At 63.6% G+C, this 25,010-nt stretch carries 18 protein-coding genes and 1 pseudogene; 9 read left to right on the plus strand and 10 right to left on the minus strand.

The window, feature by feature from the left end; genetic code table 11:
- Window positions 1–128: 128 nt before the first annotated feature.
- On the plus strand, window positions 129–485 hold the full coding sequence (locus ACOAPY_RS10015; protein WP_076426445.1) for a ribonuclease E inhibitor RraB: 357 nt from the start codon (window positions 129–131) through the stop codon (window positions 483–485).
- Between the two features lie 55 nt (window positions 486–540).
- On the opposite strand, the gene ACOAPY_RS10020 is transcribed toward ACOAPY_RS10015, so the two are convergent.
- Window positions 541–1,434, minus strand: a complete 894-nt coding sequence (locus ACOAPY_RS10020) for a DUF6685 family protein (RefSeq protein ID WP_465156562.1) — start codon at window positions 1,432–1,434, stop codon at window positions 541–543.
- A gap of 141 nt (window positions 1,435–1,575) precedes the next feature.
- Between ACOAPY_RS10020 and ACOAPY_RS10025 the strand changes: the two genes are divergently transcribed.
- Complete coding sequence (locus ACOAPY_RS10025; protein WP_465156564.1) at window positions 1,576–1,797, plus strand: DUF2835 domain-containing protein; 222 nt, start codon at window positions 1,576–1,578, stop codon at window positions 1,795–1,797.
- A 110-nt stretch (window positions 1,798–1,907) separates the two neighbouring features.
- Window positions 1,908–2,933, plus strand: coding sequence for a quinone-dependent dihydroorotate dehydrogenase (locus tag ACOAPY_RS10030; RefSeq protein ID WP_465156566.1), 1,026 nt, complete (start codon window positions 1,908–1,910; stop codon window positions 2,931–2,933).
- A 100-nt stretch (window positions 2,934–3,033) separates the two neighbouring features.
- On the opposite strand, the gene rmf is transcribed toward ACOAPY_RS10030, so the two are convergent.
- Window positions 3,034–3,249: a ribosome modulation factor gene (rmf, locus tag ACOAPY_RS10035; RefSeq protein ID WP_043216230.1), complete on the minus strand. Its 216-nt coding sequence runs from the start codon at window positions 3,247–3,249 to the stop codon at window positions 3,034–3,036.
- Window positions 3,250–3,654: 405 nt separating this feature from the next.
- Here rmf and rlmKL point away from each other — a divergent pair, with 405 nt between their 5' ends.
- On the plus strand, window positions 3,655–5,838 hold the full coding sequence (rlmKL, locus tag ACOAPY_RS10040) for a bifunctional 23S rRNA (guanine(2069)-N(7))-methyltransferase RlmK/23S rRNA (guanine(2445)-N(2))-methyltransferase RlmL (RefSeq protein WP_465156568.1): 2,184 nt from the start codon (window positions 3,655–3,657) through the stop codon (window positions 5,836–5,838).
- 58 nt (window positions 5,839–5,896) lie between these two features.
- Window positions 5,897–8,287: a diguanylate cyclase gene (locus tag ACOAPY_RS10045; protein ID WP_465156570.1), complete on the plus strand. Its 2,391-nt coding sequence runs from the start codon at window positions 5,897–5,899 to the stop codon at window positions 8,285–8,287.
- A 7-nt stretch (window positions 8,288–8,294) separates the two neighbouring features.
- Here the strand turns inward: ACOAPY_RS10045 and dacB are convergent, their stop codons facing one another.
- Window positions 8,295–9,728, minus strand: coding sequence for a D-alanyl-D-alanine carboxypeptidase/D-alanyl-D-alanine endopeptidase (dacB, locus tag ACOAPY_RS10050; protein ID WP_465156572.1), 1,434 nt, complete (start codon window positions 9,726–9,728; stop codon window positions 8,295–8,297).
- 196 nt (window positions 9,729–9,924) lie between these two features.
- On the opposite strand from dacB, the gene ACOAPY_RS10055 reads away from it, so the two are divergent.
- The gene (locus tag ACOAPY_RS10055) at window positions 9,925–10,269 is read left to right on the plus strand and encodes a YggL 50S ribosome-binding family protein (protein WP_021699483.1); all 345 of its coding nucleotides are present in this window, start codon (window positions 9,925–9,927) and stop codon (window positions 10,267–10,269) included.
- 57 nt (window positions 10,270–10,326) lie between these two features.
- Here ACOAPY_RS10055 and ACOAPY_RS10060 read toward each other — a convergent pair whose 3' ends face one another.
- Genes ACOAPY_RS10060 through ACOAPY_RS10070 form a run of 3 tightly spaced genes read right to left on the minus strand, consistent with a single transcriptional unit; the run spans window position 10,327 to window position 15,720 of the window.
- A complete protein-coding gene (locus ACOAPY_RS10060; protein WP_465156574.1) occupies window positions 10,327–13,281 on the minus strand; it encodes an HD domain-containing phosphohydrolase in 2,955 nt (984 codons plus the stop codon).
- Between the two features lie 53 nt (window positions 13,282–13,334).
- Window positions 13,335–14,384, minus strand: coding sequence for an FUSC family protein (locus tag ACOAPY_RS10065; protein ID WP_465156576.1), 1,050 nt, complete (start codon window positions 14,382–14,384; stop codon window positions 13,335–13,337).
- Between the two features lie 4 nt (window positions 14,385–14,388).
- A complete protein-coding gene (locus ACOAPY_RS10070) occupies window positions 14,389–15,720 on the minus strand; it encodes a deoxyguanosinetriphosphate triphosphohydrolase (protein WP_465156578.1) in 1,332 nt (443 codons plus the stop codon).
- Between the two features lie 187 nt (window positions 15,721–15,907).
- On the opposite strand from ACOAPY_RS10070, the gene ACOAPY_RS10075 reads away from it, so the two are divergent.
- Entirely contained in the window at window positions 15,908–17,017 is a 1,110-nt protein-coding gene (locus ACOAPY_RS10075; RefSeq protein ID WP_465156581.1) for a GGDEF domain-containing protein, read from the plus strand.
- Between the two features lie 7 nt (window positions 17,018–17,024).
- Here ACOAPY_RS10075 and ACOAPY_RS10080 read toward each other — a convergent pair whose 3' ends face one another.
- Window positions 17,025–18,191 carry an EAL domain-containing protein gene (locus tag ACOAPY_RS10080; RefSeq protein ID WP_465156583.1) on the minus strand — a complete coding sequence of 389 codons (1,167 nt, stop codon included), beginning with the start codon at window positions 18,189–18,191 and terminating at the stop codon, window positions 17,025–17,027.
- Window positions 18,192–18,668: 477 nt separating this feature from the next.
- On the opposite strand from ACOAPY_RS10080, the gene ACOAPY_RS10085 reads away from it, so the two are divergent.
- A complete protein-coding gene (locus ACOAPY_RS10085; protein ID WP_465156585.1) occupies window positions 18,669–19,877 on the plus strand; it encodes an ammonium transporter in 1,209 nt (402 codons plus the stop codon).
- A 56-nt stretch (window positions 19,878–19,933) separates the two neighbouring features.
- Here ACOAPY_RS10085 and ACOAPY_RS10090 read toward each other — a convergent pair.
- Window positions 19,934–21,206 (minus strand): annotated as a pseudogene (locus ACOAPY_RS10090) (OprD family porin).
- A 111-nt stretch (window positions 21,207–21,317) separates the two neighbouring features.
- The gene (locus tag ACOAPY_RS10095) at window positions 21,318–22,175 is read right to left on the minus strand and encodes an MBL fold metallo-hydrolase (protein ID WP_465156587.1); all 858 of its coding nucleotides are present in this window, start codon (window positions 22,173–22,175) and stop codon (window positions 21,318–21,320) included.
- Window positions 22,176–22,462: 287 nt separating this feature from the next.
- On the opposite strand from ACOAPY_RS10095, the gene ACOAPY_RS10100 reads away from it, so the two are divergent.
- The gene (locus ACOAPY_RS10100; RefSeq protein ID WP_465156589.1) at window positions 22,463–23,014 is read left to right on the plus strand and encodes a TetR/AcrR family transcriptional regulator; all 552 of its coding nucleotides are present in this window, start codon (window positions 22,463–22,465) and stop codon (window positions 23,012–23,014) included.
- Window position 23,015: 1 nt separating this feature from the next.
- Here ACOAPY_RS10100 and ACOAPY_RS10105 read toward each other — a convergent pair whose 3' ends face one another.
- Entirely contained in the window at window positions 23,016–24,974 is a 1,959-nt protein-coding gene (locus ACOAPY_RS10105; protein ID WP_465156591.1) for a monovalent cation:proton antiporter-2 (CPA2) family protein, read from the minus strand.
- Window positions 24,975–25,010 lie beyond the last annotated feature (36 nt).

The raw sequence follows: 25,010 nt of genomic DNA on the forward strand, positions 1-25,010 counted from the left end.
CGAGCGCCTGCTCGCACATGACAGGCCAGGCAGCCATTGCCTGGTTCTCGGGCGGCACCCTGGGGTGTCGCAGGGTCGCCAAATCCGTGGCGACCGCGGTCGATTCATCGCCTGAGAGGAGGTCGTTTATGAGCACAGCCTTCCAAGATGATGTCAGTAACAATGTTCTGCGCCGCATGAAAGAGGGCGGTTTCGACTTCGCCCGCGTCCATCCCATCGAGTTCTACGCCATCTTCCCGAATGAGGAACGGGCCAGAGAGGCAGCCAGACAGTTTCGTGGTGAGTCCCTCAATGCTCAGGTCAGTGTCCGCGAGGACGGTGCCTGGCATCTGCAGGTGAGCAAGGTGATGTATGCCACCCACGCCGGCATCGGTGACTTCGAGCAGGACCTGGAAGCACTGGTAGTGCCACTCGGCGGCGTGTTGGATGGCTGGGGCGTAACCCAGGAAGTGCGGCTCGACGCTCAGATCGCCAGTCGGCCCTGAGCGCAGTGTTACCGGCCAGCCGTTCTGGTTGGCCGGCTTCCGAATTCTCGTTCGATCAGTCTGCGTAGCGCTGTTGCAGCGCTTCGAGGTAGGCGATCACATCCGGCGCGCCGGCCAGCCGCAGTCCCTCACCCAGCGCATGGGCCTGCGGCGAGTCCTTGGGCAGCAGGAGGAACTCCGGGGCATCCGGATAGCGCAGTAGCGACAGGCGCGCGTAGGGCAGGCCATGGTCGAGCAGCAGGCTCATGAAGGCTGGCTCACTCCAGGCCTGCACCGGCATGGCGCTCATGTGATAGCGCCGACGCAGTTCTGCCAGACCGCTGGCACTGAGACGATAGTGGGTGAGTTCGGCCGGCAGGGTGACTTCCAGGCCGCGCAGGCGCGCATAGGCGATGGCGCAGGCGAATTCCTCGCCGTGCTGTTCGCCGGCCCAGAACAGGCGCTCGCCAAACCAGCTGGCCTGGCGCAGCTCCACTGCCTCGGCGGCGAGGAAGCGCGGCATGGCATGGTTGACGGTCTTGAGGAAATCCTTGTAGCTGATGATGCGCGCACAACGCCCCAGCGGGCAGGCGGTCAGCTCCTCGAAACTGGTGAGGTTGCTGTCGAGGCTAGGGGGCGGGCTGCACAGGCCGTCGATGCGGCGCAGGTCGAAGTCGTCGAGGTGCTCGGTGTGTCGCTCCACCACCCCCATCAATACCCCACGTGCAGCGGCTTTATCTTCCTGTACGGGGCCGGAAAGGGCATCGCGTGGCAGGTCCACGAGGCGATGCAGTGGTGGGCCGGCTTGCCACCAGATGCTGGGGACGGGCTCCGGCAGCACGCGGAATGGCAGACGCAGGCTACGGGCTCGTTCAAACACCATGCGCGGCACCCGGCCTCCCAGCCCCAGGCGTTGGGCCAGGGCGGAAAGCCGCGAGGCGATGCTGGTAGGGGACTCGGACAGACTCATGAGCCGCAGGCTACTCCTGGTACTACTGTGCCAGTGTGGCAGAGCTGTCGCCGGGCTGCACTACCGTCATGCGGGCAGGCGCGAGCCGATAGCGCGCTGGCCTGTGGCAGAATGGTGCCAATCATTGTCGAGGGTGCCTCCATGCCCAGCCTAGTGCTGGATATCGCTTTGCCTGCGGAACGCTTTCTGGCTGTTTACCAGGGGCGCGCCAACCGGGTTCTGCTCTACAGTCGTGACGGCCGCAAGGTCAGCCTGCCGGCGCATCATCTGCGTCCTTTCCTGCGCCATGATGGCATTCATGGCGTGTTCGAGCTGGAATTCAGTGCGGCCGGCAAACTGCTCGACCTGCGTCAGCTGCAATAAGGGCCCGAACGGTACTCCTTATTACTCCCTTGCCTCGCCTGAGGCTAGTGCCGGCGGCTATAATCGCGTCCTGCTTCCCACTGAAACCCTTCTTCCGAGCCGATCCGCCCATGTACGACCTGGCCCGCGCGCTGCTGTTCCGTCTTGCCCCCGAAACTTCCCACGAATTGTCCATCGACCTGATCGGTGCTGGCGGTCGCATGGGCCTCAACGGCCTGCTGTGCAAGGCGCCGAGCCAGTTGCCGGTGACCGTGATGGGCCTGGATTTTCCCAACCCCGTGGGCCTGGCCGCCGGCCTGGACAAGAACGGCGATGCCATCGACGGCTTCGCCCAGCTCGGTTTCGGCTTTGTCGAGATCGGCACCGTGACCCCGCGTCCGCAGCCTGGCAATCCCAAGCCGCGCCTGTTCCGTCTGCCGGAAGCGACAGCCATCATCAACCGTATGGGCTTCAACAACCTGGGCGTCGATCATTTGCTGGCGCGGGTTGCCGCGGCCAAGTACAAGGGCGTCCTGGGCATCAATATCGGCAAGAACTTCGATACCCCGGTCGAGCGCGCGGTGGATGATTACCTGATCGGCCTGGACAAGGTCTACGCCCACGCCAGCTATGTCACCGTCAATGTCAGCTCGCCGAACACCCCCGGTCTGCGCAGCCTGCAGTTTGGTGACCAGCTCAAGCAGTTGCTCGAAGCCCTGCGCCAGCGCCAGGAAGACCTGGCCGTGGAGCACGGCAAGCGCGTGCCGCTGGCGATCAAGATCGCCCCCGACATGAGCGACGAGGAAACCGTGCAGGTGGCTCAGGCGCTGGTCGAGACCGGCATGGATGCGGTGATCGCCACCAACACCACCCTCGGCCGCGAGGGCGTGGAGAATCTGCCATTCGGTAACGAGGCCGGCGGTCTGTCCGGCGCGCCGGTGCGCGACAAGAGCACCCATACCGTGCGTGTGCTGGCCGGGGAGCTCAAGGGCCGCCTGCCGATCATCGCCGTGGGCGGCATCACCGAGGGGGCGCATGCAGCTGAGAAGATCGCTGCCGGCGCCAGCCTGGTGCAGATCTATTCCGGGTTCATCTACAAGGGGCCGGCGCTGATCCGCGAGGCGGTGGATGCGATCGCTGCGCTGCCGAGGACCTGAAGGCGCTTTTTACCGGCATTAAAAAGGGCCCCTGAGGGGCCCTTGGGCTCTCGCCCGCCGTCCGGATGGGACGGTCTGGTGAAGTCGGGGTGATCCTGTTTCAGCCGACGGCGTGAAGTTCGTTGAGTCTGTGGATGCCGGCGGTGCCGGTCAGTCCGTCCCAGTTGTCACCACGGCCCTCGCGCCAGCCATTGATCCAGGCTTGACGGGTGGTGGGGTGGGTGAAAGGACACATATCGCGGGATTTACCATGAATGCCGTGCTGATAGCCGCGCAAGAAAGCTCGTTCCAACGGATCACGCTTAAGTCTTCTCATCGGGTGTTGCCCTCACTGTTGACTGTTATGTCCCGTTGGCCCCTTGGTGGGACCGGGCAGAAGATGCTCTGCCAGTGGGGCCCGCTGCCGGCGTGGCGGGCCACCTGCCAGCAGCGTTGCGCTACCGGCCTGAGTTGATTTCTATCCAATGCGTTCCACCCTGTGAATGATCGTTTTGTCATAAGGGCGTAACCTGAGTGGGTTGAGAGCCATAAGGTGCAGCCGCTTTTGGCCAGCACCGACTGCCCCGGCCCGCGCCATTGTTGAGTCGAGGCGCTGTTGGCAGGCGTTTTGCCATTGCGAACTGCTCTCGTCTGCGAGTGTTGTTTATTCCGACGAAGGGTCGTGCCGCGACCTTGCGTCACACTATGGTGGCCGAGTGGCCACTCGATTACTGGATGCCTCATGTCTGACCGCTACGAACTGATCCTGACTTGCCCCAAGAGCCTGGAAAGCCTGCTGCTCGAAGAAGCCAGCGGCCTGGGGCTGGAGGAGGCCCGCGAGCAGACTGCTGCCGTGCGGGGCTTCGCGCCCATCGAGGTGGGCTATCGCCTGTGCCTCTGGTCGCGCCTGGCCAACCGCGTACTGCTGGTGCTGCGCCGTTTCCCGGTGAGCAACGCCGAAGAGCTCTACCAGGGTGTGCTGGCGGTGGATTGGGCCGAGCACCTCGACCCGGCCGGCACCCTGGCCGTGGAGTTCAGCGGCCACGGTGCGGGCATCGACAACACGCACTTCGGCGCCCTGAAGGTCAAGGACGCCATCGTCGACAAGCTGCGCACGGCGGAGGGCATCCGCCCGTCGATCGACAAGGTCGACCCGCACCTGCGTGTGCACCTGCGCCTGGACCGCGGCGAGGCGGTGCTGTCGCTGGATCTCTCCGGGCACAGCCTGCACCAGCGCGGCTATCGCCTGCAGCAGGGCGCCGCGCCGCTCAAGGAAAACCTGGCCGCCGCCATCCTGATCCGTGCCGGCTGGCCGCGCATTGCCGCAGCGGGCGGCGCGCTGGCCGACCCGATGTGCGGGGTCGGTACCTTCCTGGTCGAGGCGGCGATGATGGCTGCCGACCTGGCGCCGAACCTCAAGCGCGAGCGCTGGGGGTTCTCCAACTGGCTGGGCCATGTGCCGGCGATCTGGAAGAAACTGCATGCCGAGGCCGAGCAGCGTGCCGCGGTCGGCCTGGCCAAGTCGCCGCTGTGGATTCGCGGCTATGAAGCCGATCCGCGCCTTATAACGCCGGCGCGCAACAACATAGAGCGCGCCGGGCTGGGCGAGTGGGTCAAGCTGTACCAGGGCGAGCTGGCCACCTTCGAGCCGCGCCCGGACAAGAACCAGACCGGCCTGATCGTCTGCAACCCGCCCTACGGTGAGCGTCTGGGCGATGAGGCGAGCCTGCTCTATCTCTACCAGAATCTTGGCGAGCGTCTGCGTCAGAGCTGCCTGAACTGGGAAGCCGCGGTGTTCACCGGTGCGCCGGAGCTGGGCAAGCGCATGGGCCTGCGCAGCCACAAGCAGTACGCGTTCTGGAACGGCGCGCTGCCGTGCAAGCTGCTGCTGTTCAAGGTGCTGCCCGAGCAGTTCGTAACCGGCGAACGCGGTGAGCGGCGCCAGGGCGAGGAGGGCGCGGCCCCTGTAGCCAGCGAGCCGGCGCGCCTGTCCGAGGGCGGACAGATGTTCGCCAACCGCCTGCAGAAGAACCTCAAGACACTCGGCAAGTGGGCGAAGAAGGCGGGTATCGAGTGTTATCGCCTATATGACGCCGACATGCCCGAGTACGCCCTGGCCGTGGACCTGTACCGCGACTGGGTGCACGTGCAGGAATACGCGCCGCCACGCTCCATCGACCCGGAAAAGGCCCAGGCGCGCCTGCTCGACGCCCTGGCGGCGATCCCGGTGGCCCTGGGCATCTCGCCCGATAAAGTGGTGATCAAGCGCCGCGAGCGGCAGAGCGGCACCAAACAGTACGAACGTCAGGCCAGTCAGGGCCAGTTCATGGAGGTCAGCGAGGGTGGTGTGCGCCTGCTGGTCAACCTGACCGACTACCTGGACACCGGCCTGTTCCTCGATCATCGCCCGCTGCGCCTGCGCATCCAGCAGGAAGCGGCCGGCAAGCGCTTCCTCAACCTGTTCTGCTACACCGCCACGGCCACCGTGCATGCGGCCAAGGGCGGTGCGCGCAGCACCACCAGCGTCGACCTGTCGAAGACCTACCTGGACTGGGCGCGGCGCAACCTGTCGCTCAATGGCTTCTCCGACAAGCAGCGCCTGGAGCAGGGCGACGTGATGGCCTGGCTGGAAGCTGATCGCGGCGAGTACGACCTGATCTTCATCGACCCGCCGACCTTCTCCAACTCCAAACGCATGGAAGGGGTGTTCGACGTGCAGCGCGATCATGTGCGCCTGCTCGACCTGGCCATGGCCCGTCTGGGCAAGGGCGGGGTGTTGTACTTCTCCAACAACTTCCGCAAGTTCCAGCTCGACCCGGGCCTGGCCGAGCGCTATGCGCTGGAGGAGATCAGCGCGGCCACCATCGACACCGATTTTGCCCGCAATACCCGTATTCATCGGGCCTGGCGGCTGACGGCGCGCTAGCAGGCTGGCAAAATGACAGTGTTCGGAGCGCGTTGAGGCTCCCCACGAGTTCGATCGCATGGCGGTATTGCGCAGTTTCCTGCTTCGCGAGACATTCCCGGCTGCTTTGATGGCTGGCGCTGCAGGCCTCATAGGGTTCCTGCTGACGCTCGGCCTGGGTGCGCTGGTCGATCATTTTTATCGGCATCAGCTCGAGCAACGCTTCGCCATCGCGGCGGGCGAGCGAGCCGACGCCATGCAAGCCGGTTTCAGGGCGCACGCCGCCGATCTGGACGGGGTGCGGCGTTTCTTCGTGAATGCGGACAACGTCACGCAGGCCGAGTTTGCCGGCTATGTGCAAGGGCTTGCCCAGCCGGCGCTGTTCTATGCCTGGGTACCGCGCGTTGAACACGCCCAACGGCAGCGCTTCGAAAATGCAGTTCGTGCTGACAGCCTTCCGGGGTTCACGATCCATGATCGCGGGGCAGATGGCTCGCCGGTGCCCGCCGCGCTACGTGACGAGTACTACCCGCTGCTGTTTCTGAGCTCGCAGCTGGCCCGTGAGCCACAGCTCCTGGGGCTGGACATGTCCGGCTTGCCGGGGCGGCTGGAGACGCTGACGCGTGCGGCACGCAGCGGCGAGGTTGCGGCATCCGGAAGGGTTGTTTTTGTTTCGCAGCAGGCCCAAGCGACGGCCCGCGATGGCGGAATCATCCTGGCTGCCCCGGTCGTTGAACCGGGCGCCCCTGAAACCGGGCATGTGCGCGGTTTTGTGATTGCGGCCTTTAGCCAGCAGCAGTTGCTGCACGAGCACGAGAGCATCGAGGCGGCGCTCAATTTGAGTATTGAGCTGGAGGACCTCAGTGATCTGGGGGGCGAGAAGCTCCGTTACAGCGCTGGTAGCGCGAGCGACAGCGCTCTGCAGCTGCGGCGTGAACTCCTGCTAGGTGATCGTCGCTACGGGCTGCACATCCGTCCGACCCTGGCATTTCTGCAGGCCAACAGTTCTCCGATTGTCGCCATTGTGCTGGCTGCGGGCACTCTGCTCAGCCTTATGCTGGCTGCTCTGCTATTCAGTCTGGCCAGCCAGCACCTGCGAACGAGAGCATTGGTGCTGGAGAAGACAGCCGACCTGCGGCAGCGTGAAGCCGAGCTGGCGGCGGTGAACAGCCGCCTGCGCGGTGTACTGGACGCTGCTACTCAGGTGGCGATCATCGCTACCGACCTGCGGGGGACTATTCAAACGTTCAACGTCGGCGCCGAACGCATGCTCGGTTACCGTGCGGCCGAACTGGTAGGGCGGCATACCCCCGAGCTGATGCATCTACCGGAGGAAATTGCCCAGACCGGTCGGGAGCTGAGTCTGCGTCTGGGGCGCAAAGTTGAAGGTTTCGAGGTCTTCATTGCGGAGGCTGGCCTGGCACAGGGGCATGTCGAGCGAGAATGGACCTACATTCGTCGCGATGGCAGCCGGCTGCCGGTCAATCTCATGGTGACGGGGGTATGGGATGCCCATGACGAACTGGTCGGGTACCTGGGGGTTGCCATCGACATCACCGCCAGCCGACAGAACCGCCTGGCGCTGGAGGCACGCGACCGCTTGCTGGAAAAGCTGACGGCGAATGTGCCGGGAGCGATCTATCAGTATCAGCTACGTGCCGATGGTTCCTCCTTTTTCCCCTATACCAGTGCCGGTATTCGTACCATCTACGAAGTGGAACCCGAGCTTGTTCGGCAGGATGCGCAGGTTGTTTTCTCGCGCATCCATCCAGATGATCTGGAGTCGCTGCGCCGCAGCATCCTGCAGTCGGCCGAACTGCTGCAGCCCTGGCGTGCCGATTACCGAGTGCTCTTGCCGCGTCAGGGGTTGCGCTGGCTGCGCGGCGAGGCCTCACCGGAGCCGCTGGAAGATGGCAGTGTGCTCTGGCACGGCTATCTCACCGATATCACCGGGCCCAAGCTGGTCGAGCAGGAGTTGCGGGTACTCTCCATCACCGATGCCCTGACGGGCGCCTACAATCGGCGCTATTTTCAGGAGCGCCTGGATGCCGAGATTTCCCGTGCTCGGCGAACCTCCGGGGAGGGGCCTGCCGTGGTGATGCTGGATATCGACCATTTCAAACTGGTCAACGATCGTTACGGCCACGATGTCGGCGACGTGGTGCTGAAACGGGTCTGCGAGCGCGTGCGTCAGCGTTTGCGCACCATGGACGTGCTCTGTCGTCTGGGCGGCGAGGAGTTCATCGTGCTGGCACCTGGGGTGCGCGCCGAGCAGGCCGCCGTGTTGGCCGAGGCGTTGTGGCAGATCCTGCGCGATGAGCCGATTGAGGGAGCCGGCGTGATTACTGCGAGCTTCGGCGTCACGGACTGGCGTGCCGGAGAGAGTGCGGCGGCGATGCTGACCCGTGTCGATGCGGCGGTATACCAGGCCAAGCAGGAAGGGCGCGACCGGATCGTGATCGCGCCCTGAGCGAGGGTCAGCGGCGGTAGATGTCCAGCAGTACCTGATCGAGGATCGCCGAGGCGCCCCAGGGGCGCTGGTCGTTGAGGATCGCCACCACGACCCAGTTCCGCCCCTTGGCCGTACGAGTGAAGCCGGCGATGGCGCGCACGTTGTTCAGGGTACCGGTCTTGATATGGGCCTGGCCCTCCATGCCGGTGCGCTTGAGACGCTTGCGCATGGTGCCGTCCATCCCTACCAGTGGCATCGAGGCAATGAATTCCGCCGCGTATGGGCTGTGCCAGGCGGCTTGCAGCATGCCGGCCAGTTCGCGGGCGCTGACCCGCTCGGCGCGTGACAGGCCGGAGCCATTCTCGATCACCAGGTGCGGTGCGGTGATGCCCTTTTTCGCCAGCCAGCCGCGGATCACCCGCTGCGCGGCCTTGGCGTCGTCGGCATCGGCGCGGTCGCGGAAGCTCTGCCCAAGGCTGAGGAACAGCTGCTGAGCCATGGTGTTGTTGCTGTACTTGTTGATGTCGCGGATGACCTCGGTGAGGTCCGGCGAGAAGGTGCGTGCCAGCAGCTGGGCCTTCTTCGGCACGTCGCCGACGCGGTCCTTGCCGAGGATGCTGCCGCCCAGTTCCTGCCAGATGGCGCGGACTGCACCTGCGGCATAGCCCGGGTGGTCGAGCAGGGCCAGGTAAGTCTGCGCGCTGCAGCCTTCGGCCAGCTTGCCGGTCACCACCAGCGTGGTGCCGTCGTACTGAGTGACCGGGTTGTAGCGCACATCCGGCCAGGCCGGGCACTTGCCGCCGCCGAGGGCTTTGACCTTGTTGTCGATGCGCACGTTGGTCAGAGGTGGCTCCATCATCACGCTGACCTTGCCGCCGGAGGTGCGTGCCACCATGCGCACGGCCTTGAGGTTGACCAGCAGCGAATCGGGGCCGACCAGGAATGGCTTGTTGGGGTCGCCGCCATCGTCATTGAAGCTCGGCAGGTTCGGGTGCTGGAAATGGCTGCGGTCCAGTACCAGGTCGCCGGTGACGCGCTGCACGCCGTTGGCGCGCAGATCGCGCATCATCAGCCAGAGCTTTTCCATGTTCAGCTTGGGGTCGCCGCCACCCTTGAGGTAGAGGTTGCCGTTGAGCACGCCATCCTTCAGCGGGCCGTCGCCATAGAACTCGGTGCGCCACTGGTGGGTGGGGCCGAGTAGTTCGAGGGCGGCGTAGGTGGTGACCAGCTTCATGGTCGAGGCGGGATTCACCGACACATCGGCGTTGTAGATGATGCCGTTACCCGCACCGTCCAGCGGCAAGGCAACCACCGACAGGCTGTTGGCAGAAATCTTGTTGGCCTTGAGTGACTGCTGCACCTTGGCCGGTAGCACGTTGCTGACCTGGGCGGCAGAGAGGGGAAGGGCGACGGGAAGCAGCAGTGAAGCGACGACGAAATTGCGGAGCGTTCTGATCATTGGCACGGGCCCAGGCAGAATAAAGGGCAAAAAGAAGGTGCAGCGGTACTGAATTTGCCGCGCATTATGCCCCATGCATCTTTTTCTGGGGGCTTGGGTGGCTTCCACAGCGGGTTTTTTCTGAACGGACGGGCGGCTGGGGCAGCAACCTGCTAGAGTGCCGCCCGTTGCAATCAATGAGTATCTAGGAGTGTTTATGGCTACCAACCGTTCCCGCCGCCTGCGCAAGAAACTGTGCGTTGACGAATTCCAGGAACTGGGCTGCGAGCTGACCCTCAGCTTCCACGAAGGCCTGAGCGAAGAAGGCGCCGACAAGTTCGTCGACGAGTTCCTGCTCGAAGGTATCGATGGTAACGGCCTGGGCTATGTCGGTGGCGACGACTACGGCTTCGTCTGCCTGGCCAAGCGTGGCTCGGTCAGCGAGGAGCAGCGTGCCGCCCTGGAAGCCTGGCTGAAAGGTCGCAAGGAGCTGAGCGGCTTCACTCTCAGCCCGCTGATGGACGTGTGGTACCCGGAGAATCCGGTCAGCCCGAAGGCCTGAGCCTCTCGTGTTGGATGAGAAAGCCCGGCCTTGGCCGGGCTTTTTTGTGTGTGGAATTCAGGCCAGGCCGGCCTTGGCCAGGATAGCGGCCTGGTCCACCGCGTCGATCTGTTCCGGGCGCAGGTAGCGCTCGGCATAGGCCTGCGGGATGCCCGTGCAGAGGAACAGGCTGAACAGCTGCGGGTCGACATGGGCGCCACGGCACATGCCCGCCATGATGCCGAGTGCTTCGCTGAGGGTCTTGCCCTTCTTGTATGGCCGGTCCACGGCGGTCAGCGCCTCGAAGATGTCGGCAATGGCCATCATTCGCGCCGGCAGGCTCATCTCCTCGCGGGTCAGGCGTTTCGGGTAGCCGCTGCCATCCATTTTCTCGTGGTGCCCGCCAGCAATTTCCGCGACGTTCGCCAGGTGCTTGGGGAACGGCAGGTGGTCGAGCATGCGGATGGTCTGCACGATGTGGTTGTTGATGATGTAGCGCTCTTCGGCGGTGAGGGTGCCGCGGGCGATGCCCAGGTTGTAGAGCTCGCCGCGGTTGTGCTTGTAGGTTGGTACGTCGAGCTTGAAGCCCCAGGGGTTGTCGGGCGCAATCAACTCGCTGTCCGGACGCTCGAACAGGTGTTCCGGCTTGTCCGCCAGCAGGGGCTCCTGCACTGGCAGTTCGGGTGCTGGCGTTCTGGCCTGGCGCTGGTTCTCTTCCCAGGAAACGCCGATGCGATCATCCAGGGTGCGCGTCCAGGTGCGCGCGGCGATCTGCCGGAGGCGCTCCAGATCGGCATCGGCCATGGCTTCGCCGCCCAGGTTGCAGCGTGCAACGAAGGCGAACTCGTCATCCAGGGCGGCCAGCGTTGCCTCGCGCAACTCGCCCAGCGCGGTTGCGTCGCCGCCTCTGGCGATGCCTTCCCAGTAGGTGACCCAGGCGTCGCGCTTGAGCAGCTCGAAGCGCATGCGCACTTCGTGGATGCGGTCGTAGATGGTTTCCAGCTTGGTCGCCTTGTCCACCACGTACTCCGGCGTGGTGACCTTGCCACAGTCATGCAGCCAGGCGGCGATATGCAGGGCTTCCCATTCCTCGTCGCTGGGCTGGTAGGTCCTGAAGGGCTCGGCGTCACTGGCGGCGGCGGCCTGGGCGAGCATCAGGGTCAGGTCCGGCACCCGCTGGCAGTGGCCGCCGGTGTAGGGACTCTTGGCGTCGATGGCGCCGGCGATCAGCTGGATGAAGGCATCCAGCAGCTTCTTCTGCTGCTCCAGCAGGCGCTGGCTCTCGATGCACAGTGCGGCGACGCCGGATACCGCCTCGACATAGGCGATCCGCTGTGGACGCAGCATCGCAGGCTCCGCTTCCTCGCCGCTATCGCGGTGCAGCAGCAGGAGCACGCCCAGTGTTTCGCCCTGGCGATTATGCAGTCCGGTACCGACCAGATGGATACGTGGGCTGTCCAGGGTACGCAGCAGGCTCTGAAAGCCCTCTGCCTGGTCGAACCCTATGGAGGCCACTGCGGTGTTGCCGCCTTCAGCTGGCTGGAGCACCCACTGTGGAATCGTGCTTGTGCCCGGTATGAGGGTCGGGATGCGATGCTCCTCGAGGCTGTGCTGTTCTCCGTCGATGAACAGCCCGTGTGGCTCCAGCGCACCGCTTGCGTCATTGCGCAAATAAAGCAGGCCGGCGCTGGCCTCGCTCAGGCCCACTGTCTCCTTGAGTACCCGCCTGAGCAGCGCGTCGAAGCGGGTCTCGGCGGACAGGCTCGCCGTAATGTCGAGAAAGCTGGAGATGGTGTCCCTCATCTTGCCCATGGCCACGGCGAGCTGGTCGATCTCCAGTACCGGCGAACGCGCGCTAACGGGATAGGTGAAGTTGAAGCTGCGGATTGCCTCCGCCTCGTCAACCAGGGCGCGCAACGGCTTGACTAACAGTCGCGACATCAACCAGCCCAGGGGAATGCACAGCAACAGAATGACGATGGTCAGTATTGCCCCCTGCCAGCGAATACGATGCGCTTCGGCCAGTAACTCCTCCTCGGGAGCCAGCAGAGCCAGGCGCAGCCCATTGGGGCCACCTTCGGCGAGTTGGCTGTAGGACACTTGCCAACGCTTGCCGGCGAGTTTCATGGCGCCCTGGCGGTCCTCGTCCAGGCCTCTCTCGAACAATTCTCCCAGGGCCGGACTGAGGTGCTCGACCTGTGCCAGGTTGGTGGTGCCGTTATTCACCACCAGCTTGCTGGTGTCCGGGTAGGCCACAGCGGCACCATCTGGGCGATACAGCACCACTTCGGTGGACGCCGTGACCTTGTGCCTGCTCAGCGTCGCGGACAGGTCGGCCAGTGTCAGATCGGCCCCGAGCACCGTATTGCCACTGCTGACGCGCGCCAGTGTGGTGCCCACATCGCCAGTGGAAAAGAACACATAGGGCTCGGTGGTAATCAGCTCGCCCTGTTTCAGCGCGCTCTGATACCAGGGCCGGGTGCGCGGGTCGTACTTCTCGCTGAGGTTCTGTCGGCGGCTGATCCAGTTGAGCTTGGCATCGAAGTACTGGGATTCTGAAATCGGTCTGGCCTGGCCTGTACGGTCAATGGTCCAGACTTGATAGGCGGCCTCGCGCGGTGCATCGAATATCTGCTTTAGACGATCATTGCGCAGCGGTCGGACCATGAAGAAGTCGCCATCCTCATAGCCCAAGTAGAGTGAACCCAGTTTCGGATTGTCGCTCAGCGCCTGGGCAAACATCGGCAGCAGGCTCATGCGCTGGTAGCTGTCGGCGGCCAGGTTGCGTTCGTTGAGGGTCAGCAGGGCCAGCAGGTGGCGAATGGGCTGGTAGGTATGCTGCAGGTCGGCTTCCACTTCCTCGCGGATCTGGGTGAACAGCTGATGACTGCTGGAGAGTATGACCTTGGTGGTCTGGTAGTAATTGAACAGGCCGAGCGCGGCGCCACTGCCGAGCAGCAGCAGGGTGAAGAGGACGCTGATATGCACGTGGAGCGGAAAGCGACGTTCTTTGGCGTGACCTTTGTCCGGCATCGCCTCACTCCTTTGACAAGATACGGGGTCAAGCGAGAAGCATAGTCGTTTCGTCAGGGATGTCGCGGGGGCTCGGTGTTGTGCAGCCGCTGCTCGAGGCCGTGCACAAGCAGTGCTATCAGCAGTGCAATAAAGACGCCGATCAGACTGTTGAGCAGTCGGAGTTGGGGCTGTTGCCAGTCCATGGCCAGGCTTTCGGCCAGCAGTACAAAGCTGATACCTACCTGCACCATGAAGAGTCCGTAGTGCTGGGCCTGAAGGGCTCGGCTGATGATGATCAGCGGCAGTATCGTGGCAACCATCGCGGCGGGACTTTGCAGGCTGTAGCCGAGAGAGATCAGGGCGAGGGCAACAGCCAGGCTGATCATGCTGGCCTGCACGGTACGCGCCAGGCTGCCTCGATTCTCCAGCTGCAAGGTCGCGATGAGTGCCAGTGTGAGCCAGTAGCCACGTGGCAGACCGGCCAGCTGGACGATCAGGCCGGCACTGGCGCAGCCCAGGGTGCAACCCAGCGCATGCAGGCGCCAGCGCTGCTCCGGTAGGCGCCTGGCATAGCGTCGCAGCACCTTGAATACCGCCACCAGACGGGGCATGTAAGGCCACATGCGCAGGCCATGCAGGCCGCGCAGGCCGAAGGCGAGCAGGGCCACCCAGAGACCGCCGAGGATGAACAGCGCCGCTACCGCATCGGGGTTGTGCAGTCCGCTGATGCCGAACTGGCCCTGACCGAGGCACAGGCAGACGATCAAGCCGAGACCGAGTTTGCCGGCCTCGGTGCCGAAGCGCTGCAACCAGGCCAGGAGAAAGCCGTAGGCGGCGAACAGCAGCAGGCTAAGCACTGCATCGCTCGCCGCCCAGAACCCCAGCCCCGCACTGCAGGCGCCGAACAGCGTGAGCAACATCAGCCGCAGCATGCCGAAACGATGCAGTGGGTTGGACTGCGCAGCCAGGAAGGCACCGACCGAAGCCCAGAGAAACCCCGGATGGCCGCTGAGCAGGCCGAGTACCAGCGGCAGTGCACAACCCAGGCCGGCGATCACCGCCGGCCCCCAGGCCGGAGGGCCGGCGTGCCAGCCGAATACCTGCTTGAGCATGCCCTTCATGGTTTTACACCGGGCTCGAGCGCCCGGTCATCTCCCGGGCCATTTCGGTAGCGTAGCTGTCGGTCATGCCGGCGATGAAGTCGACCATACGCAGGAACGATTGGTACAGCGGCCAACCCGGCTCCGGTGCATAGTGTGCCAGCAGATCGAGGATGCGCCGGTTCTTGAATGACAGACCGTTGCCACGGTGGTGTTCCAGCGCTGCACCGCAGAACGCGTTGAGCAGGATCTCCAGGGTGGTGTAGGCGCCGATCTCGTGCAGGGTCTTGCGCTTGTCCTGGAAGATCTTCTCCCGTGCCATGGCCTTGGCGCGCAGCACGCAGCGTTTGGCCGGGCCATGCATGTGTTCCACCAGATCGCCCTCCAGGCTGCCGAGCAGCAGCGCCGGCTGCTGCTCGGCGAAGGCGCGCGCGGCAGCGTTGGTCAGATGCTCGATGGCTTTGCCGCGCAGGATTGCCAGCTTGCGCCGCCGCGAGTCGCCGGGGCCGAGCTGGCGGTAGGTTTGCGGCAGGTCATCACCGACCAGGTCGAACAGCAGGGCCTCGACCTCGGCATAGTCGAGCAGCTCCATTTCCACGCCGTCTTCCAGGTCGATCAGGGCGTAGCAGATGTCGTCCGCGGCCTCCATCAGGTACACCAGCGGGTGGCGTGCCCAGCGCTGCTCGCCGAGCTTGGGCAGGCCAAGCTTGGCGGCGATCTGTTCCAGGCGCGGCAGCTCGTTCTGGTAGCAGCCGAACTTGTGCTTCTTGTAGCCGAGTGCCTCGGCGTGGTGAGCGGTCCAGGGGTACTTCAGGTAGCTGCCGAGCGTGGCATAGGTCAGGCGCATGCCGCCGTCGAACTGGTGATACTCCAGCTGGGTCAGCACACGAAAGCCCTGGGCGTTGCCTTCGAAGCTGAGAAAGTCGCCACGCTCGGCCTCGCTCATATCGTCCAGCCAGCCACGTCCGGCAGCCTGGCGGAACCAGTGGCGGATGGCGTCCTCGCCGGAGTGGCCGAATGGCGGGTTACCAATATCGTGCGCCAGGCAGGCCGACTGTACGATCACCCCCAGATCACTGGGGGCGCACCAGTCCGGAAGCGCCTCGCGCAGCATTTCGCCGACCCGCATGCCCAGGGATCGGCCGACACAGCCAACCTCGAGTGAATGCGTCAGGCGGGTATGGATGTGATCGTTACTGGAAACAGGGTGGACCTGCGTTTTGCGGCCCAGGCGGCGAAACGCGCCAGAGAAGATGATGCGGTCGTGGTCTTTGTGAAAGGGGCTGCGCCCCAGCTCATCGGAGCTGTAAACGGGCTTGCCGAGGCGTTCGCGGGTGAGCAGTGTTTGCCAATCCAAGGCGGTACTCGTCTTCTGCGGATAACTGCGTCCTAGCTTCTGCGTTCACTGCGGTGCCTGCAAGTGTCGTGCAATGCCAACCGCTGCCCGCTGGGCAGGTGACCGGCGGCCAGTGTCTGTTACGGCGGCGGGGTGATATCGTCATGCCATCGCGTACCGACCATAAAAACAAGAGAAGCCGAACGTGATGTCCGAAGCTGGCCTACCCAGAGACCCGCAGCAACAGCTCCGTCTTCGCCGTTTCTTGATGAGCGTGGCCATGTATGTGCTGGCCTGCGTGCCGCAGGGCGTATCGCTGTACAACGGCATCTCGCCCGCCTGGGTCATGGGCACCTGGCTGGTGATCGCGGTGCTGACCAACCTGGGCTTCTTTCTGCTGTTCCACACAGGTCTTAACCTGCGTCTGCGCGATCCGAGCATGACCATGGCGCAGATGGTGGCGGCCATCGCCATGGTGCTGTTCACCCAGACCTACGCCGGCGAGGCCCGCGGCGCCCACCTGGTGGTGCTGCTGATCATCATGGTGTTCGGCTGCTTCCGCCTGCATACCCGCCAGTTGCTCGCCCTGAGCCTGCTGACCATAGTTGCCTACGGCCTGACCCTGCCGCTGATCCAGCGCATCGATGGCGAACGTTTCAACCTGGCTGTGGAGATGGTGCTCTGGTGCAGCTTCTCGGCTTTCCTGCCATTCATCTCGGTTCTCGGCGGCAATATCAGCGACCTGCGCAAGAAGCTCGTGTCCAGCAACGCCCAGCTCCAGGCAGTGCTGCAGCAGGTCACCGAGTTGGCAACCCATGATGAACTGACGGGGGTCTACAACCGACGCTACCTGCTGGAGATGCTGACGCACGAAAAGAACCGCACCGACCGCGGTGGCGCCAGCTTCTGCGTGTGCATCCTGGACCTCGATTACTTCAAACGGATCAACGATACCTACGGTCACACAGTCGGCGACGAGGTGCTCAAGACCTTTGCCCAGACCGTGCAGCCACTGTTGCGCAGCACCGATTTCTTGGCGCGTTATGGTGGTGAGGAGTTTCTCCTTTTCTTGCCACAGACCTCGTTAGAGATGGCCCAGCATTGCGTCAAGCGGATTCAGGATGCCCTGGCCGAGGTGTGCCTGGTCGGGCTGCCGGAAGAAGCCAGAATTACGGCCTCCATCGGCGTGGCGCAGTATTACCTGCAAGAGACGGTGGGTGGGCTGATCGAACGGGCCGACAAAGCCCTCTACCGCGCCAAGCAGAATGGTCGCAACCGCATGGAGCTGGCGCCGTTTCATCGGCCGATTCTGATCTGATTGGAGCTCAGGACAGCCCTGCGGCGTCAACGTCGAGCAGCAACAGGCGGCGACCGTTATCGATGAACTGGCCGGCGGTCAGGCAGTACTGGTTGGTGGTGGCGTCCCGGTAGGTGGTGGACAGGGTGAGCCTGCGCTCCTCCCAGCCCTCGGCCAGCAACTGGTAGAAGTAGGGCCGCCAGGACCAGTTATGGCCCCTGTAGCGTGCATCCTCCTGCCAGCGTTCACCGTTCCAATGCAGGTTGGGACCGAGTTGCGTGCCGTGACGATCGCACTGGTAGATGCGCAACAGCCAGGGGTAGTCGACCGGGTGCAGCAGTGTGTCGAGTGCACCGCCGCATTCAGCCCACTCACGTACGCGGGTCATCAGCTCGCTCAGTTGCTGTCGCAGGCTCATCAGATGGGCGCGTTCGGCCAGCTTGCGCTGCACATACTGATCGCGCAGGCGGGCGAAGCGCTCGACAAAGGCATCGGTTCTGGCGAACTCCAGTGCGGGATGGGCGAACAGGTAGCCTTGTACGTAGCGGGCACCACACTCGAGTGCAAAATCCAGCTCGGCCTCGGTTTCCACACCCTCTGCGATGATCCAACAGCCGGTTTTCTCGGCCATCTGCGCCAGGGCTTTGACCACTTCACCACTGGGGCCGCCGCGAGCGGCTTCCTGGAAAAGTCGCATATCGAGCTTGAGGATATCCGGCTGCAGGGCGAGTACACGGTCCAGTTGCGAGTAACCGGCACCGAAATCGTCGATGGCGATGCGCGCCCCGGCCTCGCGGTAGCGGGCTACCACTTCCGTGAGTTTCTGGCTGCCGCCGCCCAGTTCGGTGATTTCGAACACCACCCGCTGTGCTGGCACACCATGCTTGTCCAGTTGCTTGAGGCTCGGCAATGCCTGGTTGGGGCGCAACCGACCAATCCATCTGGGGGAGATGTTGATGCTGAGAAACCAGTCTGCCGGTGCCTCATGCAGGCGGAGCAGGGCGTTGTCGCGAATCTGCCTGTCCAGACGGCGCAGGGCAGATAGCGAAACGCGCGGATCGGTGAACAGCGGGCCTACCGAGCAGAGGCTGCCGTCGGCCTGACGTACGCGGCCAAGGGCCTCGACGCCGGCGATACAACCCGTGGCCGTATCGATAAAGGGCTGGAAGCAGGCTACTGGTTGCCCTTCGATCACAATCGTTTCCTTGTCCAGTCTGGAGAACTGCAGCCGTTAAGGCATGCCTGGCGGACGGCCGCAGCCGAGCGCAGCATTAAGCAAGAATGCGGCCAGTTGAGTGCAGGGCTTGCAGTCATCCTCGTAATCAAGGCTGCCCGGCCTTGGTGCGTTGCCAGCGGTCTGCGCTCGGCCGGCAAACAGACGATGAGGGGGGAGGCGCGCGGGCTGGTACGGTGGTTGCAATGGTGTGGTGCGCGTAGCTGGCGTAACGCCTTGTTATGGGGCGTTTTGCGAGCCTGGATGGGCTCCGATATGAATTCTTAACCTATTGATAATTAAAGGGATTGGTCAAAAACGGGGATTGCTTGCAAGAGAGGGGTGCGCCAAATGAGGTTTCTGATAAGAACCAATATGGCGCGCAATGGCATCGGGATGGTGCATGGCTTCTTGTGAGTGCCCGTATTTGGTGCCGAATCCGCCGGAGTCTCTCTGCCGATGGAAAACCTGAATAGCGCCGTGGAAACCCTGATTCACGGCTCCAACACACTCTTTATCCTGCTGGGCGCCATCATGGTTCTGGCCATGCACGCCGGTTTCGCCTTCCTCGAGGTGGGCACGGTGCGCCACAAGAATCAGGTCAACGCACTGTCGAAAATCCTTTCGGATTTCGCCATCTCGGCCCTGGCCTACTTCTTTATCGGCTATTGGGTGGCCTACGGCGTAACCTTCCTTGAGCCTGCGAGCACGCTCACGGCCGGTAATGGCTATGCCCTGGTGAAGTTCTTCTTTCTGATGACCTTTGCTGCTGCCATCCCGGCGATCATCTCTGGTGGTATTGCCGAGCGCGCCAAGTTCGGTCCGCAGCTGTGCGCTACCTTGCTCATCGTCGCCTTTGTCTACCCCTTTTTCGAGGGACTGATCTGGAACGGCAACTACGGCCTGCAGGCCTGGCTGACGGAAAGATTCGGCGCCGCCTTCCACGATTTTGCCGGTTCGGTGGTCGTGCATGCGGTTGGCGGGTGGCTGGCCTTCGGAGCAGTGGTGCTGCTTGGCCAGCGCAATGGCCGCTATCGTGACGGCCGTCTGGTAGCGTTCGCACCCTCGAACATCCCGTTCCTTGCGCTCGGCTCGTGGATCCTGATCATCGGCTGGTTCGGCTTCAACGTCATGAGCGCCCAGACCCTCGGCAGCATCAGCGGCCTGGTCGCGGTCAACTCGCTGATGGCGATGGTCGGCGGCACTGTGGCCGCACTGCTGGTGGGGCGTAACGACCCCGGCTTCCTGCACAACGGCCCGCTGGCTGGCCTGGTCGCGGTGTGCGCCGGCTCCGACCTGATGCATCCAGTAGGGGCACTGGCCACCGGTGCCATCGCTGGCGCGCTGTTTGTCTGGGCCTTCACTGCCACCCAGGTGAAGTGGAAGATCGACGACGTACTCGGCGTGTGGCCGCTGCACGGCCTGTGCGGTGTGTGGGGTGGCATTGCCTGCGGCATCTTTGGGCAGACCTGGCTCGGTGGCCTCGGCGGTGTCAGCCTGGTCAGCCAGCTGATCGGGACGGCGCTCGGTGTTCTGGTGGCGCTGGTCGGTGGTTTCCTGGTCTACGGTCTGCTCAAGTCGGTAACCGGCATCCGTCTGAATCAGGAGCAGGAGTACTACGGTGCCGACCTGTCGATTCACAAGATCGGTGCCAACAGCCAGGACTGAGTGGCTGGCAGATAAAAAGGCCCGCCAATCGGCGGGCTTTTTCGTGGCGAGGAAATTTACCAGAGCGCCATGGTGTAGCTGAGGATCAGGCGGTTCTCGTCGAGGTCGTTGCCGAAGTTGGAGCGGGTGGTCGCATTACGCCACCTGATACCGACGTTCTTCAGCGGGCCGTCCTGGAACACGTAGGCGATGTCGGTGTTGCGCTCCCACTCCTTGCCTTCGGACTGGTCCGGCGCCAAGGTCGACATTGTCGCCGGAGAGATAGCGCGTCATGAACGTCAAGCCTGGGATGCCGACGGCGGCAAAGTTGTAGTCGTAGCGTGCCTGCCAGGATTGCTCGTCCTTGAAGGCGAAGTCGCCGATCTGCACGTAGTTGACCAGGAAGGGGTCGGTACCGCCGATATAGGCGTAGCCTGTGTCGCCGCTCATCTTCTGGTAGCCCAGGCCGAAGGCATGGCCGCCGAGGGCATAGGTGAACATCGCGCCGAAAGCTTTGTTGTCGACGTTGGTGTTGCCGTCGTCGGTGGAGCGGGCGAAGCGCAGGTCGCTCTTGAGGCTTTGCTTGTCGCCCAGCGGCAGCACGTGCACCGCACTGAGGATGTGCTGCTGGTAGAAGTTGTCCAGCGCGCCGTAGTGGTAGGCGGTGCTGAGCTGGTCATTCCACTTGTAGGTGGCGCCGGCGAAGTTGAATTCGTCGCTGTCCACCGCAGTTGTACCAGTGAAGCCACGGCCAGTTCCGGTCGTCATGACCATGGTCTCATGGTCGGAAGAGTCACGCTGGTTGACCCGGCTCAGTTGGCCGGCATCAAGTGTCAGCCCGGCGATTTCCTGGGAGTTCACCCAGCCGCCCTGGAAGCTTTGCGGGAGCAGGCGCGAATCGTTGGCCTGGACCACCGGCAGCTTGGGCATCAGGGTGCCGGCCTTGAGTACGCTATTGGACACCTTGACCTTGGCGGTGACGCCCAGATCGCCGTAATCATCCTGAGCGCGCCCGGTCTCCTTGTCGCGTTGCAGCAGTCCCGTGCCGGCGCGATCCGGGCTGGAGTCGAGCTTCAGTCCCAGGGTGCCGATCGCATCGACGCCGAAACCGACGGTGCCCTCGGTGTAACCGGACTCGTAGCGCAGCAGAAAACCCTGCGCCCATTCCTCGGCCTTGGACTGGCCCTTGCTGCCACCCTCCTGGCGGAAGTCGCGGTTCATGTAGAAGTTGCGCAGTTCCACGCTGGCTTTGCTGTCTTCGATGAAGGCGGCCTGGCTGATGGTTGGCAGAGTAAGGCTGGTGCCCAGCGCGGCCAGGGCCACGCTAAGGGCGAGGGGGGACTTGCTCATTGTTATTGTCCTCGGCTGGTGATGGCGACCGGTGTTCCGGTCCGGTTGCAGCGAGGGGGAATAAACCACTTTGCCGCAGTGGCGGCCTCTAGACATTGGTCGAGTCGCGTCTCACTCAATCCATTGCGGGTAATAGCCGAGCGCGCGCTGTGCTGACTCGTCGTGGGCGGGGATAACGGTGAGTTGCGGATACACCTGCAGCAGCCGGTGGACTCTTTCCAGTTGCAGGCGGGTGCCGTCTGGATCGTTGTCGACCATGCGTTTGCTGAGCCAGAACTTCTCTTTGGGGCCGGTGAAACCTTGCAGACGCCAGCTGGTATCGCCGGTGAGGAAAAAGCGTCGGCCGTCGTCGAGGGTCAGGAACAGGCCGATTGAACCGGGGGTGTGCCCCGCCATCGGGACCAGCACCAGGCTGCCATCACCAAACAGATCGTGGCTGGACTCGAAGCCCATGAATGGCTGTGCATCGAACTGGAAGGGGACCCAGCGGATGGCATGGCTGAACTGACTGGGCAGCACAGCGGGCGGGGTGGCGATTCGGCTGAACTCGATCTCGTCATAGGGCGCCCACACCGGCACTTCCGGATAGTCGACCAGGCCCGAGGCATGGTCCCAGTGGCTGTGAGTGAGCAGGATGCGGTCGATACTGATGCCGTCGCGGTCCAGTTGGTCGCGTACCGGCGTGACCTTCCCGTAGCGCAGCAGCGGCTTGTCGTACCAGGGCATTTCCGTTTCGAACTGCTGGTCCACCTGGCGCCCCAGAGAGGTATCCAGCAACAGGGTGGCCGCATGGTGCTCGATCAGCACTGCAACATGATTGGCGATGGCTTTCTCGGTCCATGCGCCGCCCTCCACGGTAAAGGCATCACGGGTTTCGGTCTCTGCCGTCTTAACCAGGGTAAAGCGCAGCCCGGCGGCCTGTGGCGCGGTGCTGATAGCCAGTAGCAGGACGAACAGCAGTAGGCGCATGGCGGTTTCCCTTGTGCGGGCGGATGAGCCGCATGCACAGGTGCGCGCCTCTCCGCGTTGTTGGCGAAACTGAGCCATGCGTTGAGCACGGCGTGACTCAGGGCATTCGTCGTTACAGTGGCTGTCGCATGGATCGGTGTCCGAACCGATGCGCTGGCGCGTTATCGGGGAATGTTCAGAAGCACTGCCGGATTTGGCTGGATATTATACAGACAGGTCTGTATATTCAAGCGCGTATTTTTGACTGGGGCGGGCTAGCCGTCCAGTTGCGACTGCCGGAGGAGTCGATGGCATCCAGCAAACGTGAACAATTACTCAGTACTGCTCAGGTCCTGTTCGCTCGGGAGGGCTATCACGCTACGGGTATTGACCGCATCCTGGCCGAGTCGGGTGTGGCCAAGATGACGCTGTACAAGCACTTTCGCTCCAAGGAAGAGCTGATCCTGGCTGTGTTGGAGCGCCGCGAGCGTGAAACTCTGGAAGGGCTGGCGTTGTTGCGCGCCAGCTGCGAGCCCCGAGAGGCGTTGTTGCGTACCTTCGATGCCCTGCAGCTCTGGATTCATCAGGCGGATTTCTGTGGCTGCAGCTTCATCCATGCCGCCGCCGAGTTTCATGACCGCGAGCACCCGATTCATCAACGGGCGGCAACGTTCAAAGCCGCTGTGTTCGGGCACTTCCACATGCTATTGCAGGTGGTGGAGCCCGCCCGGGCCGAGCAACTGGCATGGCAGCTGATGTTTCTCCTGGAGGGGGCGCTCAGCATCGCTCACGTGCAGGGGCCGGCCGACCAGGCGTTGCATGCGCGGGCTGCTGCCGAAGCCTTGCTGGGCGCTCGCTGACTTAGGCGCCTCCGAGCAGCCGAGCCTCGCCGGCCTCGATCGCCTGCAAGGGGCCGGACAGCAGCACGGTGTCGCCTTCGCGAAGCTGCGGGCGCTGCCCGATGGGCAGATCGATGCCGTCGCGGCGCACCGCTTGTACCTCCAGACCCAGTTCCTCCAGGTTCAGGTCATCCGCGCAGCGTCCGCAGGCAAACGCACTCTCTGGCAGGTTGACTGCATGCAGCAGCAGTCGAGGTTGCCCCTGGGCATCCAGCAGGTTGGCCTGGGCGCCATGGTAAAAGCCATGCAGCATGCGGTAGCGGTTGCGCCTTACCTCGTCCAGGTGCTGCTGTACCCGCTGCTCCGGAATGCCCAGCATCACCAGGGCGTGAGAGGCCAGCATGAGGCTTGATTCAAGGACCTCCGGTACTACTTCGCTGGCGCCGGCGGCCTGCAGTTCGCTGAGACGGCTGTCGTCGCGGGTACGCACCAGAATCTGCAGTTCCGGGCAGTGCTGGCGCGCCTGCTCGACGATGTGCAGGGCCACGTCGGTCTTGTCCACTGCCACCACCAGCAGGCGTGCACGCTCGATACCGACGGCCTCCAGCAGGTCTCGGCGGCGCGAGTCCCCATAGTGCACGTTGCTCTCGCCGGCGCTGGCTTCTTCAACGCGCACGGGGTCGTCGTCCAGGGCGACGAACTCCTGATTCTCGCGCTGCAGAAAACGACCAATGGATTGACCGACCCTACCGTAGCCGCAGATCACGACATGCTGGGAGAGTTCGGCACTGCGGCTGGTGATCTCCTCCAGCGGACTTTCCTGTCCGCTCTGGCGTCGCAGGGCTGCCGCCAATAGCGGCGCCCCTCTCAGCAACAGTGGTGTGAGGGCCATTGAGCAGAAGGCGGCTGCCAGCAGGATGCCGGCCAGGGGTGCCGCAACAAGGTGTTGCTGGCTCATCAGGGCAACCAGCGCGAAGAAGAACTCGCCAGCCTGCGCCAGTGCAACACCGCTGCGCCAGGCGGTCTCGTTGCTCTCGCCGCGCAACCTGACCAGCAGCCATACCAGGCCAAGTTTGAGCGACATCAGCAGCAAGGTAGCTGCCAGAATGGCCAAGCCCTGGTCGGCGAAAAGCCGTAGGTCTATCAGCATGCCGACGCTGACGAAGAACAGGCCCAGGAGAATGTCGCGGAATGGCCGGATATCCGCTTCGATCTGGTGGCGATAGTGGCTTTCGCCAAGCAGCATGCCGGCCAGGAAGGCTCCCAGTGCCATGGACAGGCCGAGCAGATGGGTCAGCCAGGCAGTGAGCAGGACGATGACCAGTGCGAGCATGACGAACAGCTCGGCGGAGTGCGACTGGGCCACTTCGTGAAACAGCCTGGGCAGGAGCCAGCGGCTTGCCAGCAGAAGTCCGAAGAACAGCAACAGGGTTTTCCCGAGGGTCAGCGGCAGCTCCAGGTACCACGGTGCTCCACCCTGGCCGGCGACCACGGGTACCAGGGTCAGCAGCAGTACGGCGACCAGGTCCTGGAAAAGCAGCACGCCCATGGCGTTCTGTCCATGACCGCTGAATACCTCGCCGAGGCTAACCAGTTCCTTGCCGACGATTGCGGTGGAGGAAAGTGCCAACCCCAGGCCCAGCAGAATGGCACTGGCGGGCGAAACCCCGGCGAGCCACAGGCTGACGGCCAGTACTGCGCCGCATAGGGTGACCTGGGCGCTACCCAGGCCGAATACCGTGCTACGCATGGCCAGCATGCGCGGCAGGGAGAACTCGAGCCCCAGGCTGAATAGCAGAAATACCACGCCGAGCTCGGCCAGCCTGGGCAGATCGCGGGCCGAGGTTATCCAGTCCAGGGCGGCAGGGCCGACCAGCAGGCCAACGCAGAGGTAGCCGAGGACCGGCGGCAGTCGCAGGCGGCGGAACAGCGCGATGACCAGCAGCGAGCAGGCCAGAATGATCAGCAGGTCAGTAAACACGCAGGGTCTCCCTATCGACAGGTGCCGAGCATGCCG

This window comes from Pseudomonas stagnisoli (assembly GCF_048595745.1).
GTDB lineage: Bacteria > Pseudomonadota > Gammaproteobacteria > Pseudomonadales > Pseudomonadaceae > Aquipseudomonas > Aquipseudomonas alcaligenes_A.